This is a genomic window from Nonomuraea sp. NPDC050643, from assembly GCF_040654715.1.
Lineage (GTDB): Bacteria > Actinomycetota > Actinomycetes > Streptosporangiales > Streptosporangiaceae > Nonomuraea.
In genome coordinates this window covers 245,362-269,661 of the sequence record NZ_JBFAIM010000011.1, presented here as the reverse complement: position 1 = coordinate 269,661, position 24,300 = coordinate 245,362, and the positions used below count along the sequence as shown (strand labels likewise).

Annotated in this window: 20 protein-coding genes; 6 read left to right on the top strand and 14 right to left on the bottom strand. The window is 67.4% G+C overall.

Going from position 1 to position 24,300, the window contains the following annotated elements; translation table 11 throughout:
* Positions 1-91: 91 nt before the first annotated feature.
* Genes AB0I15_RS17320 through AB0I15_RS17310 form a run of 3 tightly spaced genes read right to left on the bottom strand, consistent with a single transcriptional unit; the run spans position 92 to position 2,933 of the window.
* Positions 92-1,093, bottom strand: coding sequence for a tyrosine-type recombinase/integrase (locus AB0I15_RS17320; protein WP_358095783.1), 1,002 nt, complete (start codon positions 1,091-1,093; stop codon positions 92-94).
* On the bottom strand, positions 1,090-2,025 hold the full coding sequence (locus tag AB0I15_RS17315; protein ID WP_358095781.1) for a tyrosine-type recombinase/integrase: 936 nt from the start codon (positions 2,023-2,025) through the stop codon (positions 1,090-1,092). The genes AB0I15_RS17320 and AB0I15_RS17315 overlap by 4 nt, the downstream gene beginning before the upstream one ends.
* Positions 2,022-2,933: a site-specific integrase gene (locus AB0I15_RS17310; RefSeq protein ID WP_358095779.1), complete on the bottom strand. Its 912-nt coding sequence runs from the start codon at positions 2,931-2,933 to the stop codon at positions 2,022-2,024. Before AB0I15_RS17310 ends, AB0I15_RS17315 begins: the two co-directional genes overlap by 4 nt.
* Positions 2,934-3,113: 180 nt before the next feature.
* Between AB0I15_RS17310 and AB0I15_RS17305 the strand changes: the two genes are divergently transcribed.
* Positions 3,114-3,449 (top strand): group II intron maturase-specific domain-containing protein, encoded by a 336-nt coding sequence (locus AB0I15_RS17305; RefSeq protein WP_358095777.1) that lies wholly within the window; start codon positions 3,114-3,116, stop codon positions 3,447-3,449.
* 8 nt (positions 3,450-3,457) lie between these two features.
* On the opposite strand, the gene AB0I15_RS17300 is transcribed toward AB0I15_RS17305, so the two are convergent.
* From AB0I15_RS17300 to AB0I15_RS17290, 3 genes are all read right to left on the bottom strand, one after another.
* The gene (locus AB0I15_RS17300; RefSeq protein ID WP_358095775.1) at positions 3,458-4,264 is read right to left on the bottom strand and encodes a transposase; all 807 of its coding nucleotides are present in this window, start codon (positions 4,262-4,264) and stop codon (positions 3,458-3,460) included.
* A gap of 71 nt (positions 4,265-4,335) precedes the next feature.
* Positions 4,336-5,400: an integrase core domain-containing protein gene (locus tag AB0I15_RS17295; RefSeq protein WP_358095773.1), complete on the bottom strand. Its 1,065-nt coding sequence runs from the start codon at positions 5,398-5,400 to the stop codon at positions 4,336-4,338.
* A gap of 1,179 nt (positions 5,401-6,579) precedes the next feature.
* Positions 6,580-7,584 (bottom strand): LacI family DNA-binding transcriptional regulator, encoded by a 1,005-nt coding sequence (locus tag AB0I15_RS17290; protein ID WP_358095771.1) that lies wholly within the window; start codon positions 7,582-7,584, stop codon positions 6,580-6,582.
* 79 nt (positions 7,585-7,663) lie between these two features.
* On the opposite strand from AB0I15_RS17290, the gene AB0I15_RS17285 reads away from it, so the two are divergent.
* The 5 genes from AB0I15_RS17285 (at position 7,664) to AB0I15_RS17265 (ending at position 16,012) form a co-directional block, all read left to right on the top strand.
* Positions 7,664-8,953, top strand: coding sequence for a polysaccharide pyruvyl transferase family protein (locus AB0I15_RS17285; RefSeq protein ID WP_358095769.1), 1,290 nt, complete (start codon positions 7,664-7,666; stop codon positions 8,951-8,953).
* Positions 8,946-9,857, top strand: coding sequence for an ABC transporter permease subunit (locus tag AB0I15_RS17280; protein ID WP_358095767.1), 912 nt, complete (start codon positions 8,946-8,948; stop codon positions 9,855-9,857). The genes AB0I15_RS17285 and AB0I15_RS17280 overlap by 8 nt, the downstream gene beginning before the upstream one ends.
* An 11-nt stretch (positions 9,858-9,868) precedes the next feature.
* Complete coding sequence (locus AB0I15_RS17275; protein ID WP_358095765.1) at positions 9,869-10,825, top strand: carbohydrate ABC transporter permease; 957 nt, start codon at positions 9,869-9,871, stop codon at positions 10,823-10,825.
* 33 nt (positions 10,826-10,858) lie between these two features.
* Positions 10,859-12,481: an extracellular solute-binding protein gene (locus AB0I15_RS17270; protein ID WP_358095763.1), complete on the top strand. Its 1,623-nt coding sequence runs from the start codon at positions 10,859-10,861 to the stop codon at positions 12,479-12,481.
* Positions 12,482-12,583: 102 nt separating this feature from the next.
* Positions 12,584-16,012: an alginate lyase family protein gene (locus tag AB0I15_RS17265; protein WP_358095761.1), complete on the top strand. Its 3,429-nt coding sequence runs from the start codon at positions 12,584-12,586 to the stop codon at positions 16,010-16,012.
* A gap of 725 nt (positions 16,013-16,737) precedes the next feature.
* Here the strand turns inward: AB0I15_RS17265 and AB0I15_RS17260 are convergent.
* The 8 genes from AB0I15_RS17260 to AB0I15_RS17225 form a co-directional block, all read right to left on the bottom strand.
* The gene (locus AB0I15_RS17260) at positions 16,738-17,940 is read right to left on the bottom strand and encodes a saccharopine dehydrogenase NADP-binding domain-containing protein (RefSeq protein ID WP_358095759.1); all 1,203 of its coding nucleotides are present in this window, start codon (positions 17,938-17,940) and stop codon (positions 16,738-16,740) included.
* Positions 17,937-18,197, bottom strand: coding sequence for a hypothetical protein (locus AB0I15_RS17255; protein ID WP_358095757.1), 261 nt, complete (start codon positions 18,195-18,197; stop codon positions 17,937-17,939). The genes AB0I15_RS17260 and AB0I15_RS17255 overlap by 4 nt, the downstream gene beginning before the upstream one ends.
* Positions 18,198-18,209: 12 nt before the next feature.
* Positions 18,210-18,887, bottom strand: a complete 678-nt coding sequence (locus tag AB0I15_RS17250) for a hypothetical protein (RefSeq protein WP_358095755.1) — start codon at positions 18,885-18,887, stop codon at positions 18,210-18,212.
* Complete coding sequence (locus AB0I15_RS17245; protein ID WP_358095753.1) at positions 18,872-19,288, bottom strand: NAD(P)-binding protein; 417 nt, start codon at positions 19,286-19,288, stop codon at positions 18,872-18,874. The genes AB0I15_RS17250 and AB0I15_RS17245 overlap by 16 nt, the downstream gene beginning before the upstream one ends.
* Before the next feature lie 22 nt (positions 19,289-19,310).
* The gene (locus AB0I15_RS17240; RefSeq protein ID WP_358095751.1) at positions 19,311-20,621 is read right to left on the bottom strand and encodes an NAD(P)/FAD-dependent oxidoreductase; all 1,311 of its coding nucleotides are present in this window, start codon (positions 20,619-20,621) and stop codon (positions 19,311-19,313) included.
* Positions 20,611-21,264, bottom strand: a complete 654-nt coding sequence (locus tag AB0I15_RS17235) for a TetR/AcrR family transcriptional regulator (protein WP_358095749.1) — start codon at positions 21,262-21,264, stop codon at positions 20,611-20,613. Before AB0I15_RS17235 ends, AB0I15_RS17240 begins: the two co-directional genes overlap by 11 nt.
* A gap of 222 nt (positions 21,265-21,486) precedes the next feature.
* A complete protein-coding gene (locus tag AB0I15_RS17230; RefSeq protein ID WP_358095748.1) occupies positions 21,487-22,671 on the bottom strand; it encodes a serine hydrolase domain-containing protein in 1,185 nt (394 codons plus the stop codon).
* Complete coding sequence (locus tag AB0I15_RS17225) at positions 22,664-24,082, bottom strand: NAD(P)/FAD-dependent oxidoreductase (RefSeq protein ID WP_358095746.1); 1,419 nt, start codon at positions 24,080-24,082, stop codon at positions 22,664-22,666. The genes AB0I15_RS17230 and AB0I15_RS17225 overlap by 8 nt, the downstream gene beginning before the upstream one ends.
* Positions 24,083-24,300: the final 218 nt, after the last annotated feature.

The window sequence follows — 24,300 nt, the reverse complement described above, 5'->3', positions numbered from 1 at the left end:
GTGCGGTTGCGAGGGTGTCCAGTTCGGTCGTCACAACCCGAGGATGGACATCCTCGCCCTATCTCCGCAGCTACGCCTTGGACTCAATCATCTAGAGGGTGTCGAGGAACGCGAGCAGGGTGTCGGGCGGGCGGTAGCGTCCGGGGCTGGTGCCCGGTTGCTGGACGCGGGCGAGGGCCTGTTCCTTGATGCTCATGTCGGCGTGGAGATAGACCTGGGTGGTTTGGGCGTCCTCGTGGCCGAGCCAGAGGGCGATGACCGAGGTATCGACTCCGGCCCGCAGGAGTGACATGGCGGCGGTGTGCCTGAGCGTGTGCGGGGTGACGTTCTTCTCCTTGATCGACGGGCACCTGTTCGCGGCTGCGGTTGCGTGCTTGGTGACGAGCCGCTCGACGGCGTCACGGGAGAGCTGTCCGCCTGCCCGGGTCGGGAAGAGCGGCATGCCGGGTCCTGGGCGGGGGCTGGGGCCGAGTTCGGCGAGCCAGGTTTTCAGCACCCTGACAACCTGGCTGGTCAGCGGGGTCGCCCTGTCTTTGCGTCCCTTGCCGTGGCAGCGGACGTGCGGGCCGACGCCCAGATGCGCGTCCTGGCAGGTGAGTGCGGTGAGCTCCGATACCCGTAGGCCGGTCTGGACGGCGAGCAGGAGCAGGGCGTGGTCGCGGCGGCCGTGCCAGGTCGTGCGGTCGGGGGCAGCGAGCAGGGCGTCGGTTTCCCCGGGGATGAGGTAGCTGACGATGGCGCGCTCGCGCCGGCGGGGCGGGATGGCCAGGACCTGGCTGATCACGGCGGCGTGCTCGGGTGCCCGCGGGGCCGCATAGCTGAACAGCGAGTGGATCGCGGCCAGCCGGGCGTTCCGGGTGGCACTGCCGTTGCCTCGGTCATCCTCCAAGTGCTGCAGGAACGCGCCGATCATCGTGGCGTCCAGGTCCGCGAGACTGAGCCTGCTGGGCGCCTTCCCGGTCTTGGCCTGCGCGAAGGACAGCAGGAGCCGGCACGTGTCGCGGTAGGCCGCGACCGTGTTCGGGCTGGCCTTCTTCTGCCGGGCCAGCCGGTCGATGAAGAACCCCTGCAGGATGGGGGCAAGGTCGGTCATCGGACCACCTGCCCGTCCGCCTGCTCGAGTCTTCCTGCTGTCAGCGCGAGGAGCTCGGGGACGGCCTGGAGATACCAGTAGGTCGATTTGGGGTCGACATGGCCAAGCCAGGTGGACAACAGCGGGAGCCGGGCCTGCACGTTCCCGCCATCGCGATACCAGTCCAGCATCGTCGCGACGGTGAACGTATGCCTCAAGTCATGCAGCCGGGGAGCACGCAGGCCGGGCGGCGCCTGGATACCCGCCGCCGCGATCAGCACGGCGAATGTGTGCTGGATGTTGTGCCCGTCTAGCGGCCCGCCGCGGCTGTTGACCAGGAAGGTGTCACCTTTCGGTTCCGGGAACAGCCGGTCGCGGGCCCGCTCATAGGCGCGCAGCGCGGCGACCGCGGTCGGGTGGAGGAACACCAGCCGGGACTTGCCGAACTTGGAGTCGGCGATCGCGAGCATCCCGGACTCCAGGTTCACCTCGTCCCGTTCGAGACGGCACGCCTCACCTTGGCGCATGCCGGTCACGGCCAGCAGCCCGATCAGCGTCCGCCAGGTTGCCGCCCGCAGCGCCGCCGCGAGCCCGCCGGCTGCGCCCATGAGCGCGGCGACCTCCTGCGGGGAGTAGAGATAAGGCGGGATCCGCCGGTAACGGCGTGACAGCACGTCCTCGGGCGGGACCTCGGTGGCCGGGTCCAGCGCCTGCAGGTGCCGGGCGAAGATCCGCACGACGTCGAGCCGCCGGGCCTGGTAGACCTCGTCGCCGCTGCCCCGCGTGGTCCGGGTCGCCCACTCGATCGCCAGGTCCGCTGTCACGTGATCGGCGGAGTGCTCCTCGCAGAAGTGGACGAAGCTCATCAGGTGCCGGCCCTGGGTCGTCAGCCTGAAGCCGAGCGCGCGGCGCATCGCCAGGTACTCCTCGGCCCTGGCCCGCAGCGCGCTCACCGGCCGACCCCGGGCCACGGACGCGCCAGCGGGCGCAAGGCGTCCTGGTCGACCTTGGCATAGAGCGACGTGGACAGATGGCTGCGGTGCCGCAGCACCTGCCCGACCTCGGGCAGCGACGCGCCGGCGCGCAGCATCTCGGTCGCCAGCGCGTGACGGAGCCGGTGCGCACCGCGGCGCTCGAGCCCGGCCCGGTCGCAGGCCCGGCCCATGACCGCGCGGACCGCCTCCGGCGTCAGCTGCCGGTAAGGCCGCCGCACCGTCACGAACACCGCCCGCGACTCGCAGGCGGGACGGCCGCCGCAGAGCCAGGCGGCCAGCGCCTCCCCGGCCGGGGCCGGCAGGGGAAGCCGCTCGATGCGGCTGCCCTTACCCGTGACCGCGATCTCGCCAGCCCGCCAGTCGATGTCGCGGAGCTGCAGGCCAGCGGCCTCGGCGCCGCGCAGCCCGAGCCGGGCCAGCAGCGATAGAACTGCGTAATCGCGCAGGCCGGCCGCCGTGTCCCGGTCGCAGCCCGCCAGCAGCAGCTCGATCTCGGCCGCCGGCACCCCGCGCGGCAGCGCGGACAGTCGCCATGACGCGACCGCCGGAACCGCCCCATCAAGCGGAACGGCGGTCCGCCCCGTCGCGTGCGCGAACCGCAGGAACGTCCGCAGCGACGTCACCATCGCCTTCGCCGACCAGGTGTTGCGGTCCCGGGAGTGGTCCACCATGAACGCGGTGACCTTGGCCGCGTCCAGGCCGCTCACCGCTTCCGGCCCGCCTATCGCGGCCAGGAAGGCCTTCGCCTGCTTGGAATAGCAGCGCACCGACACCGGCGCCAGGCCCCGCTCCCGATCCAGCCACGTGCAGAACTCCGCCAGCAGCCCCGCGCTGTCCCCACCTGTCGGCGCGCAGCTGGCATCCACGTCCGTCTCCATGATCATCTCCCATCCGGAGAAACCACTGACACGAACCAGACAGGCAGATCACCAGCGAACGTGCAGGATTATGCCGACAACGAGACCCCGCCCACCGCCCTGACCAGGCGTCCTTCGGGCCAGGTCGGCATAACCCGGGCCTCGGCATAAGCCGATGACTTCGTTGTCTTGGTCAATGGTGACCACGACGACGTCCTGGCGTTGCGCGAAGACATCGCCGCCGTGCTCGCCCCGATGGGATTACGCCTCTCGGAGGCCAAAACCCAGGTGGTGCACATGGCGGACGGGTTCGACTTCGTCGGGTTCCACATCCAGTGGCGCCGCAAACGAGGCACTGACAAGTGGTACGTCTACACCTTCATCGCTGATCGCCCGATCCGGTCGCCGAAGGCCAAAATCCGTGCTCTGACCCGCAGGACGTCGCAACTACCCCTGGGATACGTGCTGAAAAGACTCAACCTGATCATGCACGGCTGGGCCAACGACCCTGTTGCCGAATTCTGATCAGGCGGTCAGCGCGAGTTCGAGGCGGGCGAGATGGCTGGTGCGGGTCCGATCGAGCACGTGGCCGTTCCACCAGGCGTCCAGGCGGATGAGGTTGAGCGCGACGGCGGAGTAGACGTGTTCGAGGTGGACCTTCTTGATGCCGCGGTAGCGGGCCTGGCGGATGCCGGTGACCGCGACCCCTGGTGGATGGTGCCCTCGACTCCGGCGCGGATGGCGTACCTGGCCTGCCAATCGGTGCTGTGTTGCTCGCGGCGGCCCTGGTCCAGGACCTCCTGCAGCGCGCGGGTGCGCAAGGTGAGCTGACCCCCGCCCTTCTTCGCCGAGGTGCATGCCGAGCGTGCGGGGCAGGCATGGCAGACCTCGCCGCCGAACGTGACCACGATCGCCTCCTGCCCGCGCTGGATGCAGGGGCTCCATGAGCTGCTGGTCTGTCCTTGCGGGCAGGTGACCTGCTGGTTGTCCCAGTCGACGGTGAACGCGCTGCGGTCGAAGCCCGTCTTGGCACGGGCTTGCGGGGAGTGGTCGCCCAGGACGGGGGTGACCAGTGCCAGTCCGTAGCGGCGGCGGGCGGCGACGATGAGATCCGCCGCGGCGTAGCCGGAATCGACGTAGTGCTCGGCGGGTACCAGAGCGCGGCGGCCCAGCGCGGCGTGGATCGGCTCGACCTGTTTGACGTCGGGGACGGTGGCGTCCGTGGTGGCCACATTCGTGATCACGTTGGGCGGGGTGGCGGGCGCGTTGTTGCCCGGCTGCGTACCGGGCGCGGTCTCCTCTGGCGCGGGAAGGTCGTGGCAGGTCTCGCTGATGTGCACCTTGAAGCCTGAAGGGTGTCAAAACTAGGCCCAAGGTGCTGACCTGCGCATTCTTGACAGCGCCTCGTTGGTCAGCCAGCCCGCTGGTATTCGTTGATCAGCCCGCCGAGGACTTGGCGGCGTTCGATCCGGCCGGTCGGCAGCGGGATCACGTCGGAGTCGTCCGTGGGAGCTCGAAGGCCGAGGGAGCGGTGCGGCCTGTGCCGATTGTAATGATCGCTATATTCGTCCAGCACGGTGCGAAGGTGCCGTTCGCCGAAGATCAGCAGCCTGTCGGTGCATTCCGTGCGTGCGGTGCGGACCCATCGCTCGGCGAACGCGTTCGCGCGAGGCGCCCGCGGCGGGATCTTCAGCACGTGGATGCCGTCGCTTGTGAACACCTCATCGAAGCTGCTGGTGAACTTCGTGTCCCGATCCCGAATCAGGAACCGGAACGTCCTGGCCCGGTCCGTCAGATCGGCGAGAAGATTACGGGCTTGCTGGGCAACCCAAGCGCCATCAGGGTGCGCGGTCACGTCGAGCACGTGCACGAACCGGGTGCCGACCTCCACCACGAAGAAGACGTACAACCGGCGCAGCGTGACGGTGTCCACCGTGAAGAAATCACACGCCGGCGTGCTCGCGGCGTGGGCGCGGAGGAAATCACGCCAGCGGTCATCGGCCCGTCGCGGCGCCGGACCCAAGCGCTCCCGTTTCAGGACCCGACGGATGGTCGCACCGCTCACCTGATGGCCCAGATGCCGCAGTTCGCCACGGATACGCTCGTAACCCCAGCGAGGATTCTCCCGCGCCAGCCTCTGGATCAACGCCACGACCGCCGGATCGGTTGCGGGCCGTCCGATTCTCCGGTGCAGGTAGGTCCAGTGGCGTGCGATCAGACGCCGGTGCCAGCGCAGCAGCGTTCCTGGTGTCACTAGTCGGTGGGCGCGCAGCACCGCCGGCAGCCCTCTGGCCAGCGCGGACAGCACTGCTCGATCCGCCCATGACAGCCTTGGACGGCGAACCTGACGGCGCAGCACGGTGACCTCGTGCCGCAGGACGAGGATCTCCAGGTTCTTGGACGCGTCGCTACGGGGCAGCAGCGTCAGCCAACCCACGATGCGGCAGAAGATCATATAGAAGAGACGGAGCGTCACGAGCCTCGAGCATGCCTGACCCAGGCCACTGCTTAGGCCAGGAAGCCGAGACAAACCCGCAGCTCACGACCGTGAACGGAGTATTGACACCCTTCACGGCTTCAATCCAGTTCCCCGGCGCGGTGGTCCGACCTGGGCTCAGTTCCTCAAGGCTCAGGCGTCCGGGATTCTTGCCTGTGACTTCTTTCGCCGCGAGTTATTCGACCGGATCCTCATCACGAACGAACGCCACCTGAGCAAAGTCCTCGCCGAGTACGAGACCCACTTCAATGGGCATCGTCCGCACCGGGCCCTGCAGCAGGCCAGCCCGCTGCAGGCGCTACGCGATCCGGTTGACGCCGACATCGAGGTCTCTCGACGAGATCGGCTCGGCGGTCTCCTGCATGAGTACGCCCAGGTCGCATGAGGAGACACAGTATTCGGCACCCACATGGTTCGTGGCGCACCCGCGGGACCTGACGGCGTAGGACCGCGTTCTGATGCCGAAGCGCCAGCAGTTCCGCCTCCTTGGAGACGCTCCTCCGTAGCAGCAGCGCGGGCAAAGACAATAAACGCCGGGTGACGGCGTACACCGTACACAAGATCACGCAACATGATCCCAGCGATTCGGACCAGCCATTCGGCGCCCCTGAGCCCTTGAGCCCCACAGGCAGGTACGGGCATGACGCCGTCGCATCAGATCGCGATTCCAGCGCAGCACGGTATCCGGTTGGATGAGCGGCCGCAGCCGATGCAGGACCTCCCGGGGCAGTGAGGTCAGGAGCGCGGCCAGGAAGGCTCGGTCCTCGGGTGCGAATCTCACTCGGGTGTCGACGCCGAGTTGGCGTTCCAGGACGGTGATCTGGTGACGCAGGGCGAGGATCTCCACGTTTTGTCTCGGTCGCCCATGGGGAGCAATCGCAGCGCGGCGAATGCGTTCGTGACGGTCAGATAGGCCAGGCGCAGGAGCACAGCCGATCATCCCGCCGTACGCGCTCTCGTCTCCCGAAAGAGCGGAGCTCGCGTATTCCACACCAAGCTCTTGCAGGGCCACGACCTGGGCGGATGTAATTATCGGCAGGCGCATATCTCACCCTGCAGCCGCATGCCCGCAGTTGCAGCGCCACCGATCATGGCCACCCGGGCCCCATCACATGGGCTGACGACAATCGATATGAGCCGCGGGCGATCATGCGGACGCTAATCGCGGATCCGGGTCGGAGCGGTCGCTGAGTCACGGATCACCAGTTCGGGTTCGGGGTCGGTGATGACACCGCCTGCGCTTGGCCGCCCCGCGATCAGGTCGTAAAGCGCCTCGACGCCGGCCCTGCCAAGTTGGTACATGGGCATCCGGACTGCGGTGACGGCCGGACGCAGGTGTTGCATCAGGTCGACGTCGTGGATGCCGACGACTGACAGTTGGTCGGGGATGGCGATGCCGAGGTCGCGTGCGGCGGCCAGGACCCCGACCGCGCTCATGATGTTGTTGACGACGATGGCGGTCGGCGCGGTTGCCGCCTGCATGGCCTGCCGGAGCCCGTCGGCGCCCGCCTGCTCACCGAACCCCGTGGCCAGGTGCGGAGCCGGTGTCAGGCCGGCGGCGTCCATCGCCTGCTGGTAGCCCAGGTAGCGCTGCTGGGAAAGGTATCCCGAACCCCCGACGAAGACGATGTGGCGGTGGCTGAGGTTGACCAGGAACCGCGTCGCGATCTCGCCCGCGCGGCGATCGTCTACGTCGATCCAAGGATGGTCCAGTGCATGTTCCAGGATGAGGATCGGCTTGGGGTGGGAGCGGAGTTCAGCCATCACGTCGTCGTCCAGCAGCCCTTCGCCGCGGATCAAGATACCGTCGACCGTGCCCTGGCTGAGCAGCCGGGTCAGGAACTGGCTGCCGGAGCGCATTGTCTCGGCATCGCCCAGCAGGACCGTCGCGCCGTGCTCCGCCGCCGCCTCGTAGACCCCATGCCGCAGCGGTCCGTAGACCGGGTTGTCGAGCTTGTTGAGGATCATCGCGATCATGTCGGTTTGGTTGAGCCGCAGCGAGCGCGCCGTCTGGTTCGGCTGGTAACCCAATTCCTGCATCGCCCGGAGCACCCGGGTGCGGGTGGATTCCTTCATCCGGGTGTGGCTCGTGCCGTTGACCACCGCCGAAACCACGGCGAGTGACACTCCGGCGGCCCGTGCGACGTCACGTTGCGTTGCCATGGTGCAAGCCTACTCCGTTCTTGACGTAACGTCTCACCATCTCTATTTTGAATTAACGTTACGTCAACAAGGAGTACATATGACATCGACACGTCGCACCGTCCTCCTGCGGTCCTCCTGGGCGACGGTGAACATCGGCGACGTGGCTCACTCCCCTGGCGTGGTGCGGGCGTTTCAGCGGTTCGCCCCCGAGGTCGAGGTCATCCTCTGGCCGGTGCGGCTGGAGGAGCGCGAACGATCCATGCTGCGGCACGCGTTTCCCGACGTGCGCGTCGTCGATGGCACTCTCGGCGGGGACGGGCCGAGCGCCCCGGAGTTGGCCGCCGCCATCGACGGCGCGGACGTCCTGATGCACGGATCGGGCGCCGACGCCTTCCAGAGCACCGAGATCGATTGGTGGCGCGAGCACGTGGGCCGCCCATATGGGTACTTCGGGGTCACCGTGGATCCGCTGTGCCCACCGACCATGGCGACGCTGCCGGAGCTGGCACAGATGGTCGATCTGCTCCCACCGTCCTATCTCGAGGACGACGTCAAGGAGCGTTTCGACAGCGCCGACTTCGTGTACTGCCGCGAAACGCTGACCCTGGCCACCCTGCGCGGCCAGAAGATAACCGGGCCCGACCTCGCCTTCGGGCCGGATGGCACGTTCGCGTTCGACCACACTGACGCCGTCGCTGCCGCTCGCCTGCTGGAGGGTTTCGGCCTGCAGCCCGGTCGGTTCGCCTGCTTCGTTCCGCGGCTGCGCTACGCCCCCTATGCGAAGATCTACGGCACGGAACCGACCCGCGAGCAGATGCGGCGCGACGCGGTCAACCGGGCCACCGTGACGCACGACCTGGCGGTGCTGGCGGCGGCAATCGAGACGTGGGTACGCGTCAGCGGCCTGCCGGCCGTCGTGGTGCCCGAGATGAGCTATGCCGTCGAGCTCGCTCACGAGCAGCTTCCCAGCCTGCTCAGTCCGCAGACGCTCGGTCAGGTCCGGCTCCTGGACCGGTACTGGCCGCTGGAGGAGGCGACCGGGGTCTACGCCGCCTCGTCGCTGGTGGTCAGCATGGAGTGTCATTCGCCGATCCTGGCCGCACGACATGCGATCCCGACCGTCTACCTTCGGCAGCCGACCGAGACCACGAAATCTCAGATGTTCGCCGACCTCGGCGCCCCAGACCTGGTGATCGAGCTCGACCATCGTGCCGCGGCGACGGTCGTCGCGGCGGTCACCGACATCGCCACCGACCCGGCGCCCGCGGTCGCCCGGAGCAGGAGGGTCGCGGCCAATGCCGACGACCGGCTGCGGGCGGCGGTGCAAGCCTGCGTCGCGGGCCGGCCCATCGGCCTGCCTGCACCAGGGGAGACCGGCGATGCGTAACCTGCGCGACCGCTGGCGGCGCGACCGGGTCCTGCTGCTGCTGGCGCTTCCCGGGGTCACGGCGCTGCTGCTGTTCCACTATCTGCCGCTCGGCGGGAACATCATCGCGTTCCAGGACTTCCAGCCGTTCCTCGGAATCTGGCACAGCCCGTACGTCGGGCTGGACAACTTCGAGCCGGTGCTCACCGGCGACCCGGTGTTCCTCAACGCACTCGTCAACACACTGATCATCACGCTGATCCAGGTGGTCTTGGTGTTCCCGCTGCCGATCTGCCTCGCGTTGATCCTGAACGCGACCATCAGCGAACGGCTCAAGCGCCTCACCCAGTCGATCCTCTACATGCCGCACTTCCTGTCCTGGGTCATCGTGGTCGCCCTGTTCCAGCAGATGTTCGGCAACGGCGGGATGCTCAACGCCTGGCTGCGCTCGGCCGACCTGTCCACGTTCCACATCGTCGGCGTACCCGAGTTGTTCAAACTCATGATCACATCACAGGTGATCTGGAAGGACACCGGCTGGTCGACGATCATCTTCCTCGCCGCACTGTCCAGAGTGGATCCGGCGCAGATGGAGGCCGCGGTGGTGGACGGCGCCTCGGCGGCTCGCCGCCTGTGGCACGTGACCCTGCCCTACATCCGCCCGGTGATCGTCCTGCTGCTGATTCTGCGGCTCGGTGACACGCTGTCCGTCGGGTTCGAGCAGATCATCCTGCAGCAGGCACAGGTCGGCGCCGGTGCCAGCGAAGTACTCGACACCTACGTCTACAACCACGGGATCGTCGGCGGCGACTGGGGCACCGCGGCCGCGGTTGGGCTGATCAAAGGCATGGTCGGTGTCGCGCTCGTGCTCGGCGCCAACCGGTTGGCCCACGCCCTGGGCGAGCAGGGGGTGTACGCCAAGTGACGAGCCGACCTGTGCCGACGGCGGTGTCCGTGGCGCGCCCCGCCGCGGGCACAGGGCCGCGGCGGCCACGCTCGGGCCGCAGCCGGCGTCCGGTCTGGATGGGCGAGCCCAGCAAGCTGGGGTTCGGTGCGCGGGGACTCGTGCTCGGCCTGGGCTGCCTGGCGGTTTTGGTTCCGTTCTGGGCGGTGCTCATGACCAGCATCGCCTCCCCGGAGGAGATCAACAGGGCGGGCGGCTTCGTGCTGTGGACGAACGAACCGACGCTGGACTCCTACCGGGCCGTCCTGTCCGGAGGAATCGTCACCCGAGCGCTGCTGGTGAGCGCCGGCATCACCGCGGTCGGCACGGCACTCAGCCTCGTCAGCACGATCGCTCTGGCGTACGCGCTGTCGCGGCCAGGTTCGTTGCTGCAAAAGCCGATCCTGCTGATGACGGTGTTCACCCTGCTGTTCAACCCGGGCATCATCCCGATGTACCTGACGGTCAAACAGCTTGGCCTGCTGGACAGTTACCTGGCACTGATCCTTCCGGTGCTGGTGAACGCGTTCAACGTCATCGTCATGCGCGCGTTCTTCCAGGAAATCCCACGCGAGCTGCGGGAAAGCGCCTATATGGACGGTGCCGGGGAGATGCGCATCCTGCTGCGGATCGTCCTGCCACTGTCGAAGGCGGTCGTCTCCGTGATCGGGCTGTTCTACGCAGTGGCGTACTGGAACGCCTTCTTCTCCGCGATGTTGTACCTCCAGTCGTCGGAAAAGTGGCCGCTGCAACTGGTGCTGCGCACCTACGTCGTCAACAACACCCCGATCGGGTCCGACCAGCTCAGCTCGAACCTGGAGAACCTGCCACCACAAATCTCCGTCCAGATGGCGATTCTTGTCATCTCCGTCCTGCCCATCCTGTTCATCTACCCCTTCATCCAAAAGCACTTCGCCAAGGGACTCATGGTCGGCGCCGTCAAGGGCTGACCGGTCGTCCACGCAATGTGGCAAGGAGACGTCATGGCACCCACCTTCAGCCGCCGCCACGTCCTGGCACTCGGCGCGGCGACGGGGCTGGCACCGCTGCTCGGGGCCTGCGGCGACGGCAGCCCGAGTTCGCCGAACAGCTCGACCGGGTCGGTCAAGCTGCCCACCTACAAGCCCGTCACCGCGGCCACGCCCGACCTGGCCGCCAAGCCGGCCGGGGTGTCGCCGGGATACTTCACCTACCCGACCGCCTCCAGCGCCGCATCACAACCGGTGCAGGGCGAAGCCGTCACGGCACTGACGTACACCTACGACCCGATCGCCCCCGCGCTCGGCTCGAACCTCTACTGGCAGAACCTCAACAGCAAACTCGGCACCGAACTGAAGATCACGTACGTCCCCTCGACTGACTACAAGAGCAAGGTCGCCACGACCATTGCCGGTGGCGATCTGCCCGACATGGTGGCCATCCAGGGCGTTGTCCAGCAGATGCCGGCCATGCTGAAGGCGACATTCACCGACCTCACCGAGTACCTGTCCGGGGACGCGGTCCTCGCCTACCCGAACCTCGCCGCCCTGCCCACCGATGCCTGGCGCAGCACCGTCTACGACCAGCGGATCTGGGGCATCCCCGTGCCGCGGGCCCGGATCGGCACCGTGCTGTACACCCGGGCCGACCTGCTGGCCAGGGCAGGGCTCAGCCTCCAGCCCCATTCGTGGGCCGAGTTCAAGGAGATGGCGGCCGCGCTGACCGACGAGCGGGCTGGTCGGTGGGCGTTCGGACAGATCCCGTTCAACACGGTCCTTGAGATGAGCGGGATCACCGGCAACTGGCCCGGCGGCGCCGGCGCCTGGCAGGCCGAAGGTGGCGTCTTCACCCACTCCGGGACGACACCGCAGTTCATGCAGGCCCTCGAGGACACCGTCGAGCTGGTGAAGTCGGGGGTGATACATCCCGACCACGCGGGCGCGCCCAACACGAAGCGCAACGCGTGGATGCTGGCTGGCACGATCGCGTTCACCATCGGCGGGTACGCCGGGTGGGGCAAGTTCTACGGTCAGGCGGAAGACGTGCCCGGCTTCCGCCTGACCGGCATGCTCTCGCCCACCCGCGACGGCACAGGGACGCAGCTACGCACGCCCGGCCCGACCCTGTCCAGCTTCACCGCTGTAGCCAAGACCGACAACGCCAACCGGATCAAGCAGATCCTCAAGGTCCTCGACTGGTTGTGCTCACCCTTCGGCAGCAGCGAGTACCTGGCCCTCCGGTACGGCGTCGAGGGCCAGACGTTCAACCGCAACGGCTCCGACCCGACCCTCACCGAGGGCGGGCGCAGCCAGATATTCCTGCCGGTGCGGTACCTCGCCGAAGCATCACCCGTCATCTACGAGCCGGGCAACCGCCAGGCCGTACAGGACCAGCACGACCACCAGGTCGCCGGCGTCCCGCTCGCCGTCGCGGACCCGACCCTCGGGCTGTACTCGGAGACCGCCGCCAGCAAGGCCGCCAGCGAGCAGCAGGAACTGGACTCGGTGCTGCTGGAGATCCAGCTGGGGAACAAGCCCGTCTCGGCGTGGCAGCCGGCCATCACGAACTTCATGAACCGGGTGGGCAACAAGATCAAGGCCGAGTACGAGGAGCAGGCGGGTGGTTGACGCGCTGGACTCAGCCAACACTTTCACGGGGTTAGGGAGGAGACAGTGGTGAGACGGAGCAAGTTACGTTGGTACACGCGTGGTCGGGCCCGTGCGGCGGTCGTGCTGGTTCTGGTGGCGGCGGTTCTGTCGCCGGGCAGTGCCGCCGCCGCCGACATGTCGGATCTCGGCGGGCTGATCGACCTGACGCGCCCGGGGCTCGGCGCGGTGGCGGCCAAGCTGGCCGCCGGTGATGAAGTGGGCGCCGCGAGCGAGCTCAAGGTTTACTACGCGGGCCGCGCCGACGTCCAGTACCCGGCTCCGGCCGAGGGCCTGGGCGGTGGCGACTCGGGCCCCGACGAGCTCGCGGCGGGGATCTTCCGGTTCGGCGCCGAGACCCGCAACTTCTACAACAGCGCCGAGCAGCGGATCGACATCGACTGGCAGGACCTGTGGGGTGGGACGAAGACCACCCCGGGCAGCGCGCAGACTTTGATGAGCGACTTCACGTTCATGCCCAAACTGGCATTCGCTTACGTGTCCGAGAGTGACCCGGCAAAGCGTGCGGCGTACGCGGCGGCGTGGATGGACATCTCGCTGGACTTCTTCGCCGACAATCAGAGCTGGCCGCAGGGCCGCAACCTGTCGGCGGCCAAGCGGCTCGCCCAGCTGGTCAGCGCGTTTTCGGTGTTCCGGACCGATCCTGGCATCGACGCGAGCGATCTCGTGGCGTACCTGTCCGGCCTGCACGCCACGACGGACTTCCTCGCCGGCGTGATGCAGATACATGTCGGAAACAACTGGTACGTGTCGATGGCCCGCTCCGTCCACGCGGCAGCCGTGTTCCTGCCCGAGTTCTCGTCATCGCCTGGCTGGGAGTGGTTCGCGGTGCGCTCGGTCGAGCGGTTCCTGCGCGCGTACTTGAAGGGCGACGGTGTGTACCGCGAGCCGGCGTTCAACTATCAGGCATATGTGGCGGATATGCTCAACTCCGTCATAGCAGTCGCGAATGCCAACGGGCGAACCGCTCCTGATTCCCTCGTCCAGGGGGCGGACTGGATCGCGGATTCGCTGTTCGCGACCCGTCAGCCGAATCTCGAACCCGCGGCGATCGGCGACACGCCGAACAACTACGCGGGTACGTCGGCCATTCGCAGGAGTGGTGTACGCAACTCCTGGCCCGATTTCACCTGGGTCGCCTCCGGCCGAACGGAGGGGACCGCCCCGACGCTGTCGTCCACGGTGTTTCCGATCAGCTTCGCGGTTCAGCGTTCCGGGTGGGACGCCGATGCCCGGTACATGCTGATCAACAACCAGAATTCCAGTTACACCGCCTCGCATCGGCATCCGGACGACCTCAGCCTGGTGATGGCGGCGTACGGGCGTCCGCTGATCGTCGACTCCGGGGTGGGGGACTACAGCGCGACTCCGACGAACGACTGGATGCGCCGTACCACCGAGGCGCACAACACCATCGAGGTCGACGGACTCCCGCAGACCGCCGGCGTCCCCCGCACAACGTCGCTGTGGCGCTCGAACGCGGGCCTCGACATCTACCGCGGTGCGGCGATGGGCTACCGGCCGGTCGCGCACGATCGCGCGGTCTACTTCGTCAAGCCCGGCTTCTGGGTGGTCTCCGACGACCTCACCGGCGACACCGCCGCGCACAACTACCGGCAGCTCTGGCACTTCCCCGGGGATCCGGTGACCGTCAATCCGACCACGAAGGTCGCCACGGTCGGGTTCGGCACCGTGCCCGGAGCCGCACCCGTTGCCGGCGTGCAGCTCATCCCGGTGGCAACGGCCGGCGCCGCGGTAACCCCCAGAGTCCACGAGGATGGCGCCGTACGCGTCGGCGAGCAGGTACTCACCAACGTCGACTACCTGTCGTACGACTGGTCCTCCACCGGGCCGACGGGACTGGACACGGTCGTGGTTCCCGGCAAGGCCGGCGCGGCGCCCTCGGTGAGGGCGAAGCGCATCGCCATGCCCGGGGTGAGTCACTCCGTGGCGACGGCGATGGAGATCGCCCTGCCGGACGCGACCGGACGCTTTTACCTTTCGCGCGAGGCGACTCCCTCGTCGAGGGCGTTCGGGGCCGCCACGACCAACGCCGAGACCGCGTACCTTGAGCGTGCTTCAGGCGGCGGGCTTACCAGGTACGCGCTGACCCGAGGGTCGTCGCTGATCGACCAGGACAACACCGTGATCAGCGCTTCCGCACCGGTGTCCGATATCAGTGTGGAACTGCGCGGCGCGACCGCCCGGATCTCGCTTGGGGACCCGTTCACCGGCACGCTCTCCATCAACGCGCCGAAAGCGAACGCGGTGACGGTGAACGACACCCCGATCGCGTTCACCCGTGCGGGCGGCCTCATTACCGTGTCACTCGAGGAACACTTTGCCCCGGCACCCGTGCTCAACGACGAGTTCGACGATGCCAGCCTGGACCGCACCGTCTATGACTTCAACGGATCCTTTGGCGGCTGGACGCCGGTCCAGGGGACCTGGGCGCTAACCGGCGCACAGCCGGACACGCGGCTGGCACAGACCTCGACTGCGGACATGGTGTCGTTCGCGGCGCTGCAGGACGTACCCGATGACGTGGTCATGGCCGCGGACATCGTTCCCGGGGTACGCGGCCAGACGACGGCCCGTACCGGTCTCGCGTTCCGCTACCACGATTCCCGCAACTACTACCGGGCCGAAGTGCTCAACTCCACGTCGGGAGCGACGCTGCGGCTCGTGAAGATATACAACTCGACGACCACGGTTCTCGCGGAGACCGCACTTCCGATCGGCGCCAACGTCCCGCACAAGCTGGTCGTATCCGCGATCGGGAGGCATCTGAGCGCCACAGTCGGCGATACGTCGATCTCCGCGGACGACGGCCAGTTGCCGACGGGTGGTGCCGCCGCCTTTACGCATCGGCGGGCCGCGACCTTCGACAACATCGTGATCAGGGAAGGGCTCGATCAGGCCGGTTGGCGAGGAATGACAGGGTCTGTGTCCGTCGCCTCGGGCAAGTTGCACCTCACGCCGCCTGCCGGTGGCCGGGCGCACGTACTGGCCGACTCGACACTGCCGACGCGCTTCTCCGAGGCGTGCGACTATGTCGTGGAGACCACGGTCACGATCGACGGATCCGTCGGTAACGCAGGAATCTCGCTGCGAGACACCACGGACGCGTACGGGTATCGGATCCACGTCGGCAAGACGAGCAACGGAACCCAGTACGCGAGCATCATTCGCGAGGCTCACGCGTCGGGTCCCGTCACAGTGGCCACGGCATCCATCAGCAACCCGTTGACAGGTCCCGTGCGGCTGGGTGCGGCGATTCACGGCGACCGCATCACCGTGACGTTGAACGGCGTTCAGATCCTGAAGGGCCGCGACACCGTTGTCCGCAGCGGCGGCGTCGGGCTTTACGCATCTACGGCGAGTTCGTTCGAGAACGTCACTGTCGCTCAGTCCTGCGGGCGGGAGCGCCTCCGGCCAATTGCTCCTGGCGCCGGCCACCGCCCGAACCACAACGACGGAACTGGCGTATAGCGGCAAAGCATGAGGGTTGGTGGGCCGCCGTATGTATGGGCGGCCCACCAACCCCATCGCCGGCCCGGCGAGGCCTTCCCACTCAGCCCGATTACGAAGGAGCTGTGCGTTGTTCCCACCATCCGGAGCCTGGAGGGTGTCAAAACCAGGCCCATGGCGCTGACCTGCTTATTCGTGACGACGCCTCGTTGATCAGCCAGTTCTCTGGTACTCGTTGATCAGCCCGCCGAGAACTACGCGACGCTCGCCGAAGATCAGCAGTCGATCGGTGCAGTCGTGCGTGCGGTGGTGTCCAACTCGCCGGCCACGACGATCACGGTGACTCCGGGCAGGTGCTGATGCGTCAGCGTCAGCGGTGTCATCGCCTGCCTTTCGGTCTCGCCTCGCCCAGGCGGCAGGCCGAGCAGGATGCTGTTCGTGCAGGCCTGAGCACGATCGATCTGGTCCCTCGATGGCGGCGTCCGAGCGTGTGGCGCGAACAGGCGCGATCCGTATACGCGGATCGCGTATGTTCGCCGCGCGGCCCTCCGGTGCTCTGGCTGGTCTCCTCAAGGTGCTGCTGGGAGCTTCTGCTTCTCGGCCTTCGCCCGCCACGTGCTGCTGCCAGCGGGAGAAAGGTCGGCAGAGCGAAGGAGTTGATCACCGTGTTGTGATCTTCTTGGGTTCGAGTGTGCGCGGGCCGGCCTCTGGTCCTGTTCTCGACTACCTGGCCGGCCTGGACTTTGTCATTCGACGAGAAGGCGAACGGGTCCTTCGTCCTCGGATGCCCGGTCGCGCACCACATAGGGGGCAAGGCGTGTGAAGAACCGGTCGGGGTCGATGCCTGCCTCGGGCGCGAACGCTCCCGTTCGAGTTATTTCGCCCTCGGCGAGCATCGTCAGCGCGATCGTGGTGGGGATGCAGGTGATGGCGCCGAGGCCTCCGGGGATGTAGCCGTTGAGGAGTGCAGCCCTGGTCTCACGCCGACCTGCGCGCTTTCCGGTCACCAGGGCGAAGATCTGCGGAAGGTAGTTCCTTTTGGTGACCCGATCGCGCGCTGCGGCAGCACCCGCACGGACGGCGCTCCAGATGCCGCCCGGCCCCAACTCGCCTCCGTACAGTGCTCCGGTGAGCATGCGTGAGGCTTCATGCACCGCGAGGCGACCTGAGGTGATGGCCCGAACGGTCTCTTCGAGCAGGACCAGGACCGCGTTCGGCACATCGAAGACGTTGATCGAATGGCGGATCGCGGGGAAGTAGTGGGGCAAGGTCACAGGTTCGGGGTGCCCGACGGTGTAGGCGGTGAGGGGAGCGGAGCCAGGAAGGCGTATCTGAATGGGTTGCATGGGTTTGCCTTGCACCTGCTGGCCGCGGTCGTGAATCGGGATGGTGCCGACCAGTTGAGCGACCCAATGCTCGATCGCGGCCGACGCCCCGTTGTGGGCATGTTCTGTCGGTTCTTCTTTGCCGCCGGTGCCCCAGCCGGTGATGACGGAGTCGATCTCGTCCAGGCCTTGCATGGCCTTGAGCGCAAGCAGGTTGCTGATTCCGGGGCTGGCTCCGGCACCCACGATGGCCGACACGTTGGCTTGTCGCGCGGTGGCGTCGCGTGAGAGAAGTTCCATAGTGGGGGCGGGGTCATCGCAGATGTCCACGTAGTGGCATCCCTGATTCAGGGCGGCATCGAGAACGGTGCTGCCGAGCCGGAAGAACGGGCCTACGGTCGACACCACGGCGTCGGCGTCGGCCATCGCGGCGGCGAGCTGCTCAGGGTCGGTGACGTCGACGCGAGCCGCTCTGGCCTTCTTGCCAACGATCTCGGCGAGCTTCCTGGCACCGTCCATGTCACGGTCGCCGATCACCAGGTCCTGGACGAAGGGCAGGGTGGCCAGGTGCCTGACGGCATGGCTGCCCATGTGCCCGGCGCCGCCGAGGACGACAATGTTCATGAAAGGGGCTCCTTGGACTCTGGGGGACAGGGCACGTGTTGTAACCGATGCTCGGCGGGCGTGTCGGGGCAGCCGATGTCATCGAGGATGCTGTTGAGGTGTTTGACGGACCGGTTGGCCTCGGCCGCCCCATAGGAGCGGGTATCGACCTTGGCGATGGAGCGGTAGCCGAGAACGATGTGCGCGAAACGGATCGATCTGTGGCGGTCGATGGCGGTGGTGATGGGGATCGGGTTGCGCGCCTCGTAGGCGGCCATGCGTGCCACGAGCTAACCCGCCTCCTGAAAGAGAAAGCCGCCTCCGGTGCGTGCCTGGCCCAGACCGCTGAGGAACAGACCGCGGACGGTGGGGGCGATGAGCTGGGAGTGCACGATGGGCACGTTGTCCGCCCAGTTCAGGAGAGCGTCGTCGGGGTGCAGCATCGGAAGCGATATTCGGTACCCGACGGCGTAGACGATGAGGTCGTATTGCGCGGTCGTGCCGTCAAGGAAATGGACGAGCGTCCGGTTCAGGCGGGCGATGTCGGGACGTGGTGTGATCCGCCCCTGACGTATCAGCGCGGGTAACTCGTCGTTGACGACAGGGTGTTTGTCCAGGATGCGGAAGCGCGGCATCGGCATGCCGTACCGGGCTTCGTTCCCCATCGCGCATCGGTGGATGATACGAGCGATCGAACGATCCACCCAGGCGCCTTTGAAGGGGAGCCGCCGACCCAGTTCGGCTGTGGGAACTCCGAGGAACACCTTGGGAAAGATGTAGGCTCCGGCCCGCATGCTGATATCGGCGGTGCCATTGACAGCGGCCGCGGCGACTGCGATGTCACAGCCGGTGTTGCCGTTGCCTACCACCAGCACACGACGACCAGCGAGTTGAGAGGTGTTCTGATGGTCGTTGGAACGCAGAATCTCTCCGGCCCAGGTGCCTGGATGAGTCACTTCTTTGGGCACGGAATGGTGACCGTTGGCAATGGTGACGGTGTCTGCTTCGACGGGATCCCCTCGTCGCACTCGATGAGCCAGCGACGGCGGCCGCCCGGCCGGACTCGGGTGACCGTGGTCGAGAAGCGGCAGTGCGGGTCGAGGCCGGATACGGTCGCGTAGGAGGCCAGGTAGTCGGCCAGTTGCCGCCTGGAGGGGAAGTCCGGATAGGTGTCGGGCATGGGATGGTCGGGCAATTCTGTCGTACGACGGCTTGAGATGATGGAGGCGTGGTCGTACGCGCCGGTGTGCCATAGTCCGCCGGGACCGTCGTTGCGATCGATGATGACGACGTCGTCGCCGAGTTCGAGCATCTCCTTCGCCACGGGTAGACCGGAAAAGCCCGCCCCTATGACGCAGTGTCTGTACATGGCGTCGGCTCCTGTTCCAGGCTCAGGTCGATCGAGCGGCTTTGATCTGGGAGGCTGCGCGCAGCCCACTGACGATCGCGCCCTCGACCGAAGGGATGGACAAGTAGTCGCCGCAGAACACGATGTTGCCGAGGGGGGCGGCGAGCTCTGACAAGAGCGCCAGATGGCCGGGTTCCCAGGCCGGATAGCCCGGATCCCAGCGATGGACGTGGGCGCCACAAAGGGCTTCGGGAAGCTGGGGGAACACGTGCGCGATGTCGGCCGTGAACCTCTCGACCACCTGGGTGTCACCCAGATCCCAGACCTCGCGGCAGCCGTCTTCGCTGGCGTAGGAGGACAGCACGTGCGCGACGCCGGACCCCGTCAGCACGGCAGGATTGAGCAGGGTCGAGACCACCGGCAAATCGCAGGAGATGGCCCATCCCCCTTCCCAGATGGGCTTGCGCAGGAAAAGGGCGACGGCGAGGAACCGGCCGTAGCGCACGCGCGCCAGCGCCTCGCGACGCGCGGCCGGGAGAGCGGCCACGATCCGCAAGACCTCCGGCGCCGGCACCGCCACCACGCACGCCCGTGCCCTTAGGCGGTGGTTCTCGTTGCCTTGCCGGTAGACAACCTCGATCCCCGAACTGCGGGTTTCGATGCCGGTCACCTGGACTTGCAGCCGGATGCGCCCGTCCAGTGCCCGGGTGAAGGCTTCCAGCACATCCCGCATCCCGTGGCGCGCCCGAAAGGCGCCCCCGATCCCCTCCTTCTTCTCCGAGCCGAGCATCGCGTAGGCGTACAGGGCCGAAAGGTCCGCGGGGTCCTTACACGCTAGTGAACGGATCAAGGTGGAGTAGAACGCCCGCACTTGCGGGCGGCGCTGTGCGATCGCCTCCGCAAAGGAGCGTTCGTCCAGCAGCGCCGCTTCTGCAGGCAGGTCATCTGGCGCTACCGATGGGCTCGCCAAACTCGTGACAAGGTGCGAAACGTGAGCAGAGTCGCGGTCGACCGCCGCGATATCGGCCAGGCCGCCCGCACCCACGCGCAGCGCGCGCATGAGTGAGGTAGCGGTGCCGCGCCTGACCCGGCCGCGAAGGAACAGCCCGTTGTCCTTCGGCAGGCTGACCCGCTCCACACCGAGCTGCTCGAAAAGCCGGGCGCTGGTCGCCCCTGCGAGGTATTGAGCCCCGAGGTGGTAGGGAACGCCGTCGCGCTCGCCCGTGCGCACACGCCCGCCGATGCGCTCGGCGGCCTCCAGCACCACCACCCGGCGGCCGCGCAACTCGCACGCGGCGGCCAATCCCGCGACGCCGCCGCCCACGACGACGACATCCACCTGCTCAGACGTCATCAGCGTGGTTCTCCTGCTCGGCGTGGGCCGCGTCCGGCGGACCTGCGGCCGTTGATCGCTCGCCGCCACCGCCGAGCAAGTCGGCCGCAGTAGTGACGTATCGAGCCGTGTCGAAGCCGGGATCAAACAACCGTCGGATGATCAGGCCTTCGGCAAGCGCATGGAGGATGTCGGCCAGAGCCTCGCGAGAGTGACGCCGGGTGTCGATCTCTCCTCGTTGGCCGGCCGTTTCCACCACGAGGCGTACGTAGTCGATGAAGGACAGCGTCAGCTGTGTCAGTGTCTCTGCGGCGGACTCCGATCGTGGAGCCAGATACAGGACCCGGTAGACGTCTTCCTGCTGGATCACATCAGCGACCACGCCCGTCAAGAACCTGGACACGATGGGCCCGTCTCCCTCGATGCCGCCCATGCCCGCATCGAACGTCGCCCGGAAGCGTGCCGCGCAGTGCTCGAGCACCGCGTTGTAGAGCGCGTCCTTGGAGTCGAAGTACCAGTACAGGCTGCCTCGGCTGAGGCCGGACTCGCGGACGACGTCTTCGAAGGTGGTTTCGAAGAAGCCCTTCCTGCCGAAGCAGATCGCGCCGGCCCGCAGGACGCGGGCGACCCGGTCTTGAGGCGTCCCATGCTTACTAGATCTCACAGTCCAATAGCTTAATGAACTTAGGAATCCAGTTACAATGACGTACGTCCGCGGATCGTGAATCGCCTGGCCGGCGAGCGACAGGTAGGGCTGGTATCGAGGACAGCGGTGGCTTCTGCCGGGCGGCTCGACGGTGGCACCGGCCGGGGATCTCTGGCTTGCTTGCATCTGCAGCTCACCCTCCTGGGTGGGATTTCACCTGTTGACGTCGGTCGTCTCTGGTCAAGGACCGATCACGCTGGTCACCGCGTCCAAAAGGATGCGGTGACGCGCGTCGTCCAAGGCGTTGGCGGGCATGCCCCGTGGCAGGAAGGCCAACGCCAGCTCTCGGCGAGGATCGCCGAGGCCGAGCGCGCCGCCGATTCCGGGATGCCCGAAAGCGGTGGGGGAGCCCAGCCGCCAGGCGCGGCTGGGCAGGGCGAACCCGCAGCCGTAGGTGGCGGGAAGGCCGAGGACCCGATCCCGGCCGGTGGCGCGCGGGCTCACAGCGGCGCGCCAGGTACGCGCGCTCGCCAGCTCACCCACCATGAGCAGCGCATACAGCCTGGCCAGGGATGGGGCCGTGGCGACGCCGTTGGCGGCGGGAAGATGTGCGGCGAGGGTCTCCGGCCGGTCCATCCACCGGTCGGCAGGCTCGGTGAGAGCTCCGCGCACGGTCATCGCCTCCCACAGCGGCGTACCGGCCCGCGCGAACACGGCGGCGGTCATCCTGGCCGGGAACGGGATCCGGGTGGCGGCGTGCACCGGCGCGGGCGGCGGGCCCGCTGGCCGGCCGCCGATGCTGATCGCCAGGGCGTGCGGCCGGCACACCAGATCGTCGAGCACCTCGCCGAACCGGCCGCCGGTGATGCGGCGCACGAGCTCGTCGGCGAGCGTGCCCCAGGTGACCGCGTGGTACCCGGGCCGCCCCGTGGGCCAGCGCGGAGGCTGGCCGGCCAGGACGTCGGCGAGTGGGCGCCCATCGAGCACCTCGGCAACGGTGGCGCGATGGCGGGGAGCGATCAGCCCGGCCTGATGGCTGAGCATCTGCGCGACGGTGATCTGGGACTTGCCGCAGCGGCCGAACTCGGGCCAGTACCTGGTCACGCGCGCCTCGAAGTCGAGCTCGCCGCGGTCGACGAGCACGGCCAGGCAGACGGAGGCGATGCCCTTGGAGGCGGAGAAGACCACCTGGCGGGTGTCCGGCCCGTGGCTGCCGCCATAGAGGTCGACGACGGGCGTGCCCCGGTGCAGGATGTGCAGCCCCGCGCCGCGTTCGCCCGGACCGCCCGTGATCTTGAAGAAGGCGGCGTGGACCGGCTCCCAGCCCGGGACGACGTCACCGCGGATCATGGGACCGCCCCCCGGTGGTGGGAGCGTGCTCGATCCTGCGCCGCCGAGGGCGATGACGTGCTTCGCGTCACCCATCGAAGATCATTCCCTTGCGGACGTTGAGGAAGGCGAATCGCATCCGGTCGATCACGTAGTTCTGGGTGACCACCCACGGGTCGCGATCGCCCTGCTGGGGGAACAAATGCGCGGCGCGTTGGACGTAGGTGGAGGTCAGGCCGAGCAGCGGGCGCCGGGCGCTCTCGCGTGGGAAGGCGGGCATCGCGGTCGCGAGGCCGCGCCGCCTCAGGTGGCGAAGCAGCCGGACGACATAGCGGGAGGACAGGTCGGCCCGCAGTGTCCATGACGCGTTGGTGTAGCCGGCGCAGAAGGCCAGGTTGGGTACGCCGCTGAGCATCAGCCCGCGGTAGGCGGTGGTGTCGGCGAGGTCGATCGGCTCGCCGCCGACCGACAGCTTGATCCCGCCGAGAGGAATCAGCGACAGTCCTGTGGCGGAGATGACCACGTCCGCCTTCAGTTCTTTGCCGGACTCCAGCGTGATCCCGTGCTTGACGAATCGGGCGATACGGTCGGTGACCACCGATGCCCGCCCGGCGGCCACATCCCGGAAGAAGTCGCCGTTGGGTACGACGCACAACCGCTGGTCCCATGGCTGGTAACGAGGTGCGAAGTGCTGGTCCACGTAGGCCGCGTCCGGCAGGAACCGGAGGAGGGCGCTGCGCAGATGCCGCTTGGTCTGCTCGGGGTAGCGCCTGCTCAGCCAGTACGTCAGCTGGCTGAGCAGGACGTTCTTGGCCCGCACGAGGATGTGCGCGAGCCGCGAGGGAAGCACGCGGCGCAGCGCGTCGGCCGCCCGGTCGATGTCGGATTGCGAGCTCATATAGGTCGGCGAGCGCTGGAGCATCGTGACGTGCCCCGCCGTCTTGGCAAGCGCGGGAATGAGCGTGACCGCGGTGGCGCCGCTGCCGATCACCACAACCCGCTTGCCGGTGACGTCGAGGTCATGCGGCCAGAACTGTGGGTGCGCGAACCGGCCGCCGAAGCGCTCGATGTCTTCGAAGTCCGGCTGATGGCCTTGCTTGTAGTCGTAGTAGCCGGCGCAGATGTAGAGGAACGAGCACGTCCACGTGCGACAGAGCCCGCCCTCCTCGATCTCGACCAACCAGCGGCCCTGTGCCCAGGACCAATCGGCGGCCGTCACCGTGCAGCCGTAGTGGACGTGCTGGTCGATGCCGTGCTCGCGAGCGGTGTCCTCGATATAGCGGCGGATGCTGTCGCCGTCGGCCAGCGACTTTTCGCCCCGCCACGGCTGGAAGGGGTAACTGAGGGTGAACATGTCGGAGTCCGAGCGGACGCCGGGGTAGCGGAACAGGTCCCACGTGCCGCCGGCGCGCTTCCGGGCTTCGATCACCGCGTACGTCCATCCGGGTTCGCGGTGCAGGCGCCAGGCCGCTCCGACCCCGGACAGACCCGCCCCGATGATCAACACGTCGACGTGCCGTGGCGAACTCCACGCTGGAACGTCCGAATTAGATACGGTCGTCATAATGACGACCGTATCACTCCTGAACGATTGTGAGTCCGGTTGCCGGTTGCCGGTCGCCCATCGGAAGCGGCCCCACGCCCAACACCACCCCTCCGAACCCCTGGCCGGACAGGGGATCCACGTTTCGGGGACGGCGCCACTGTAACTAGAATCACAAATCT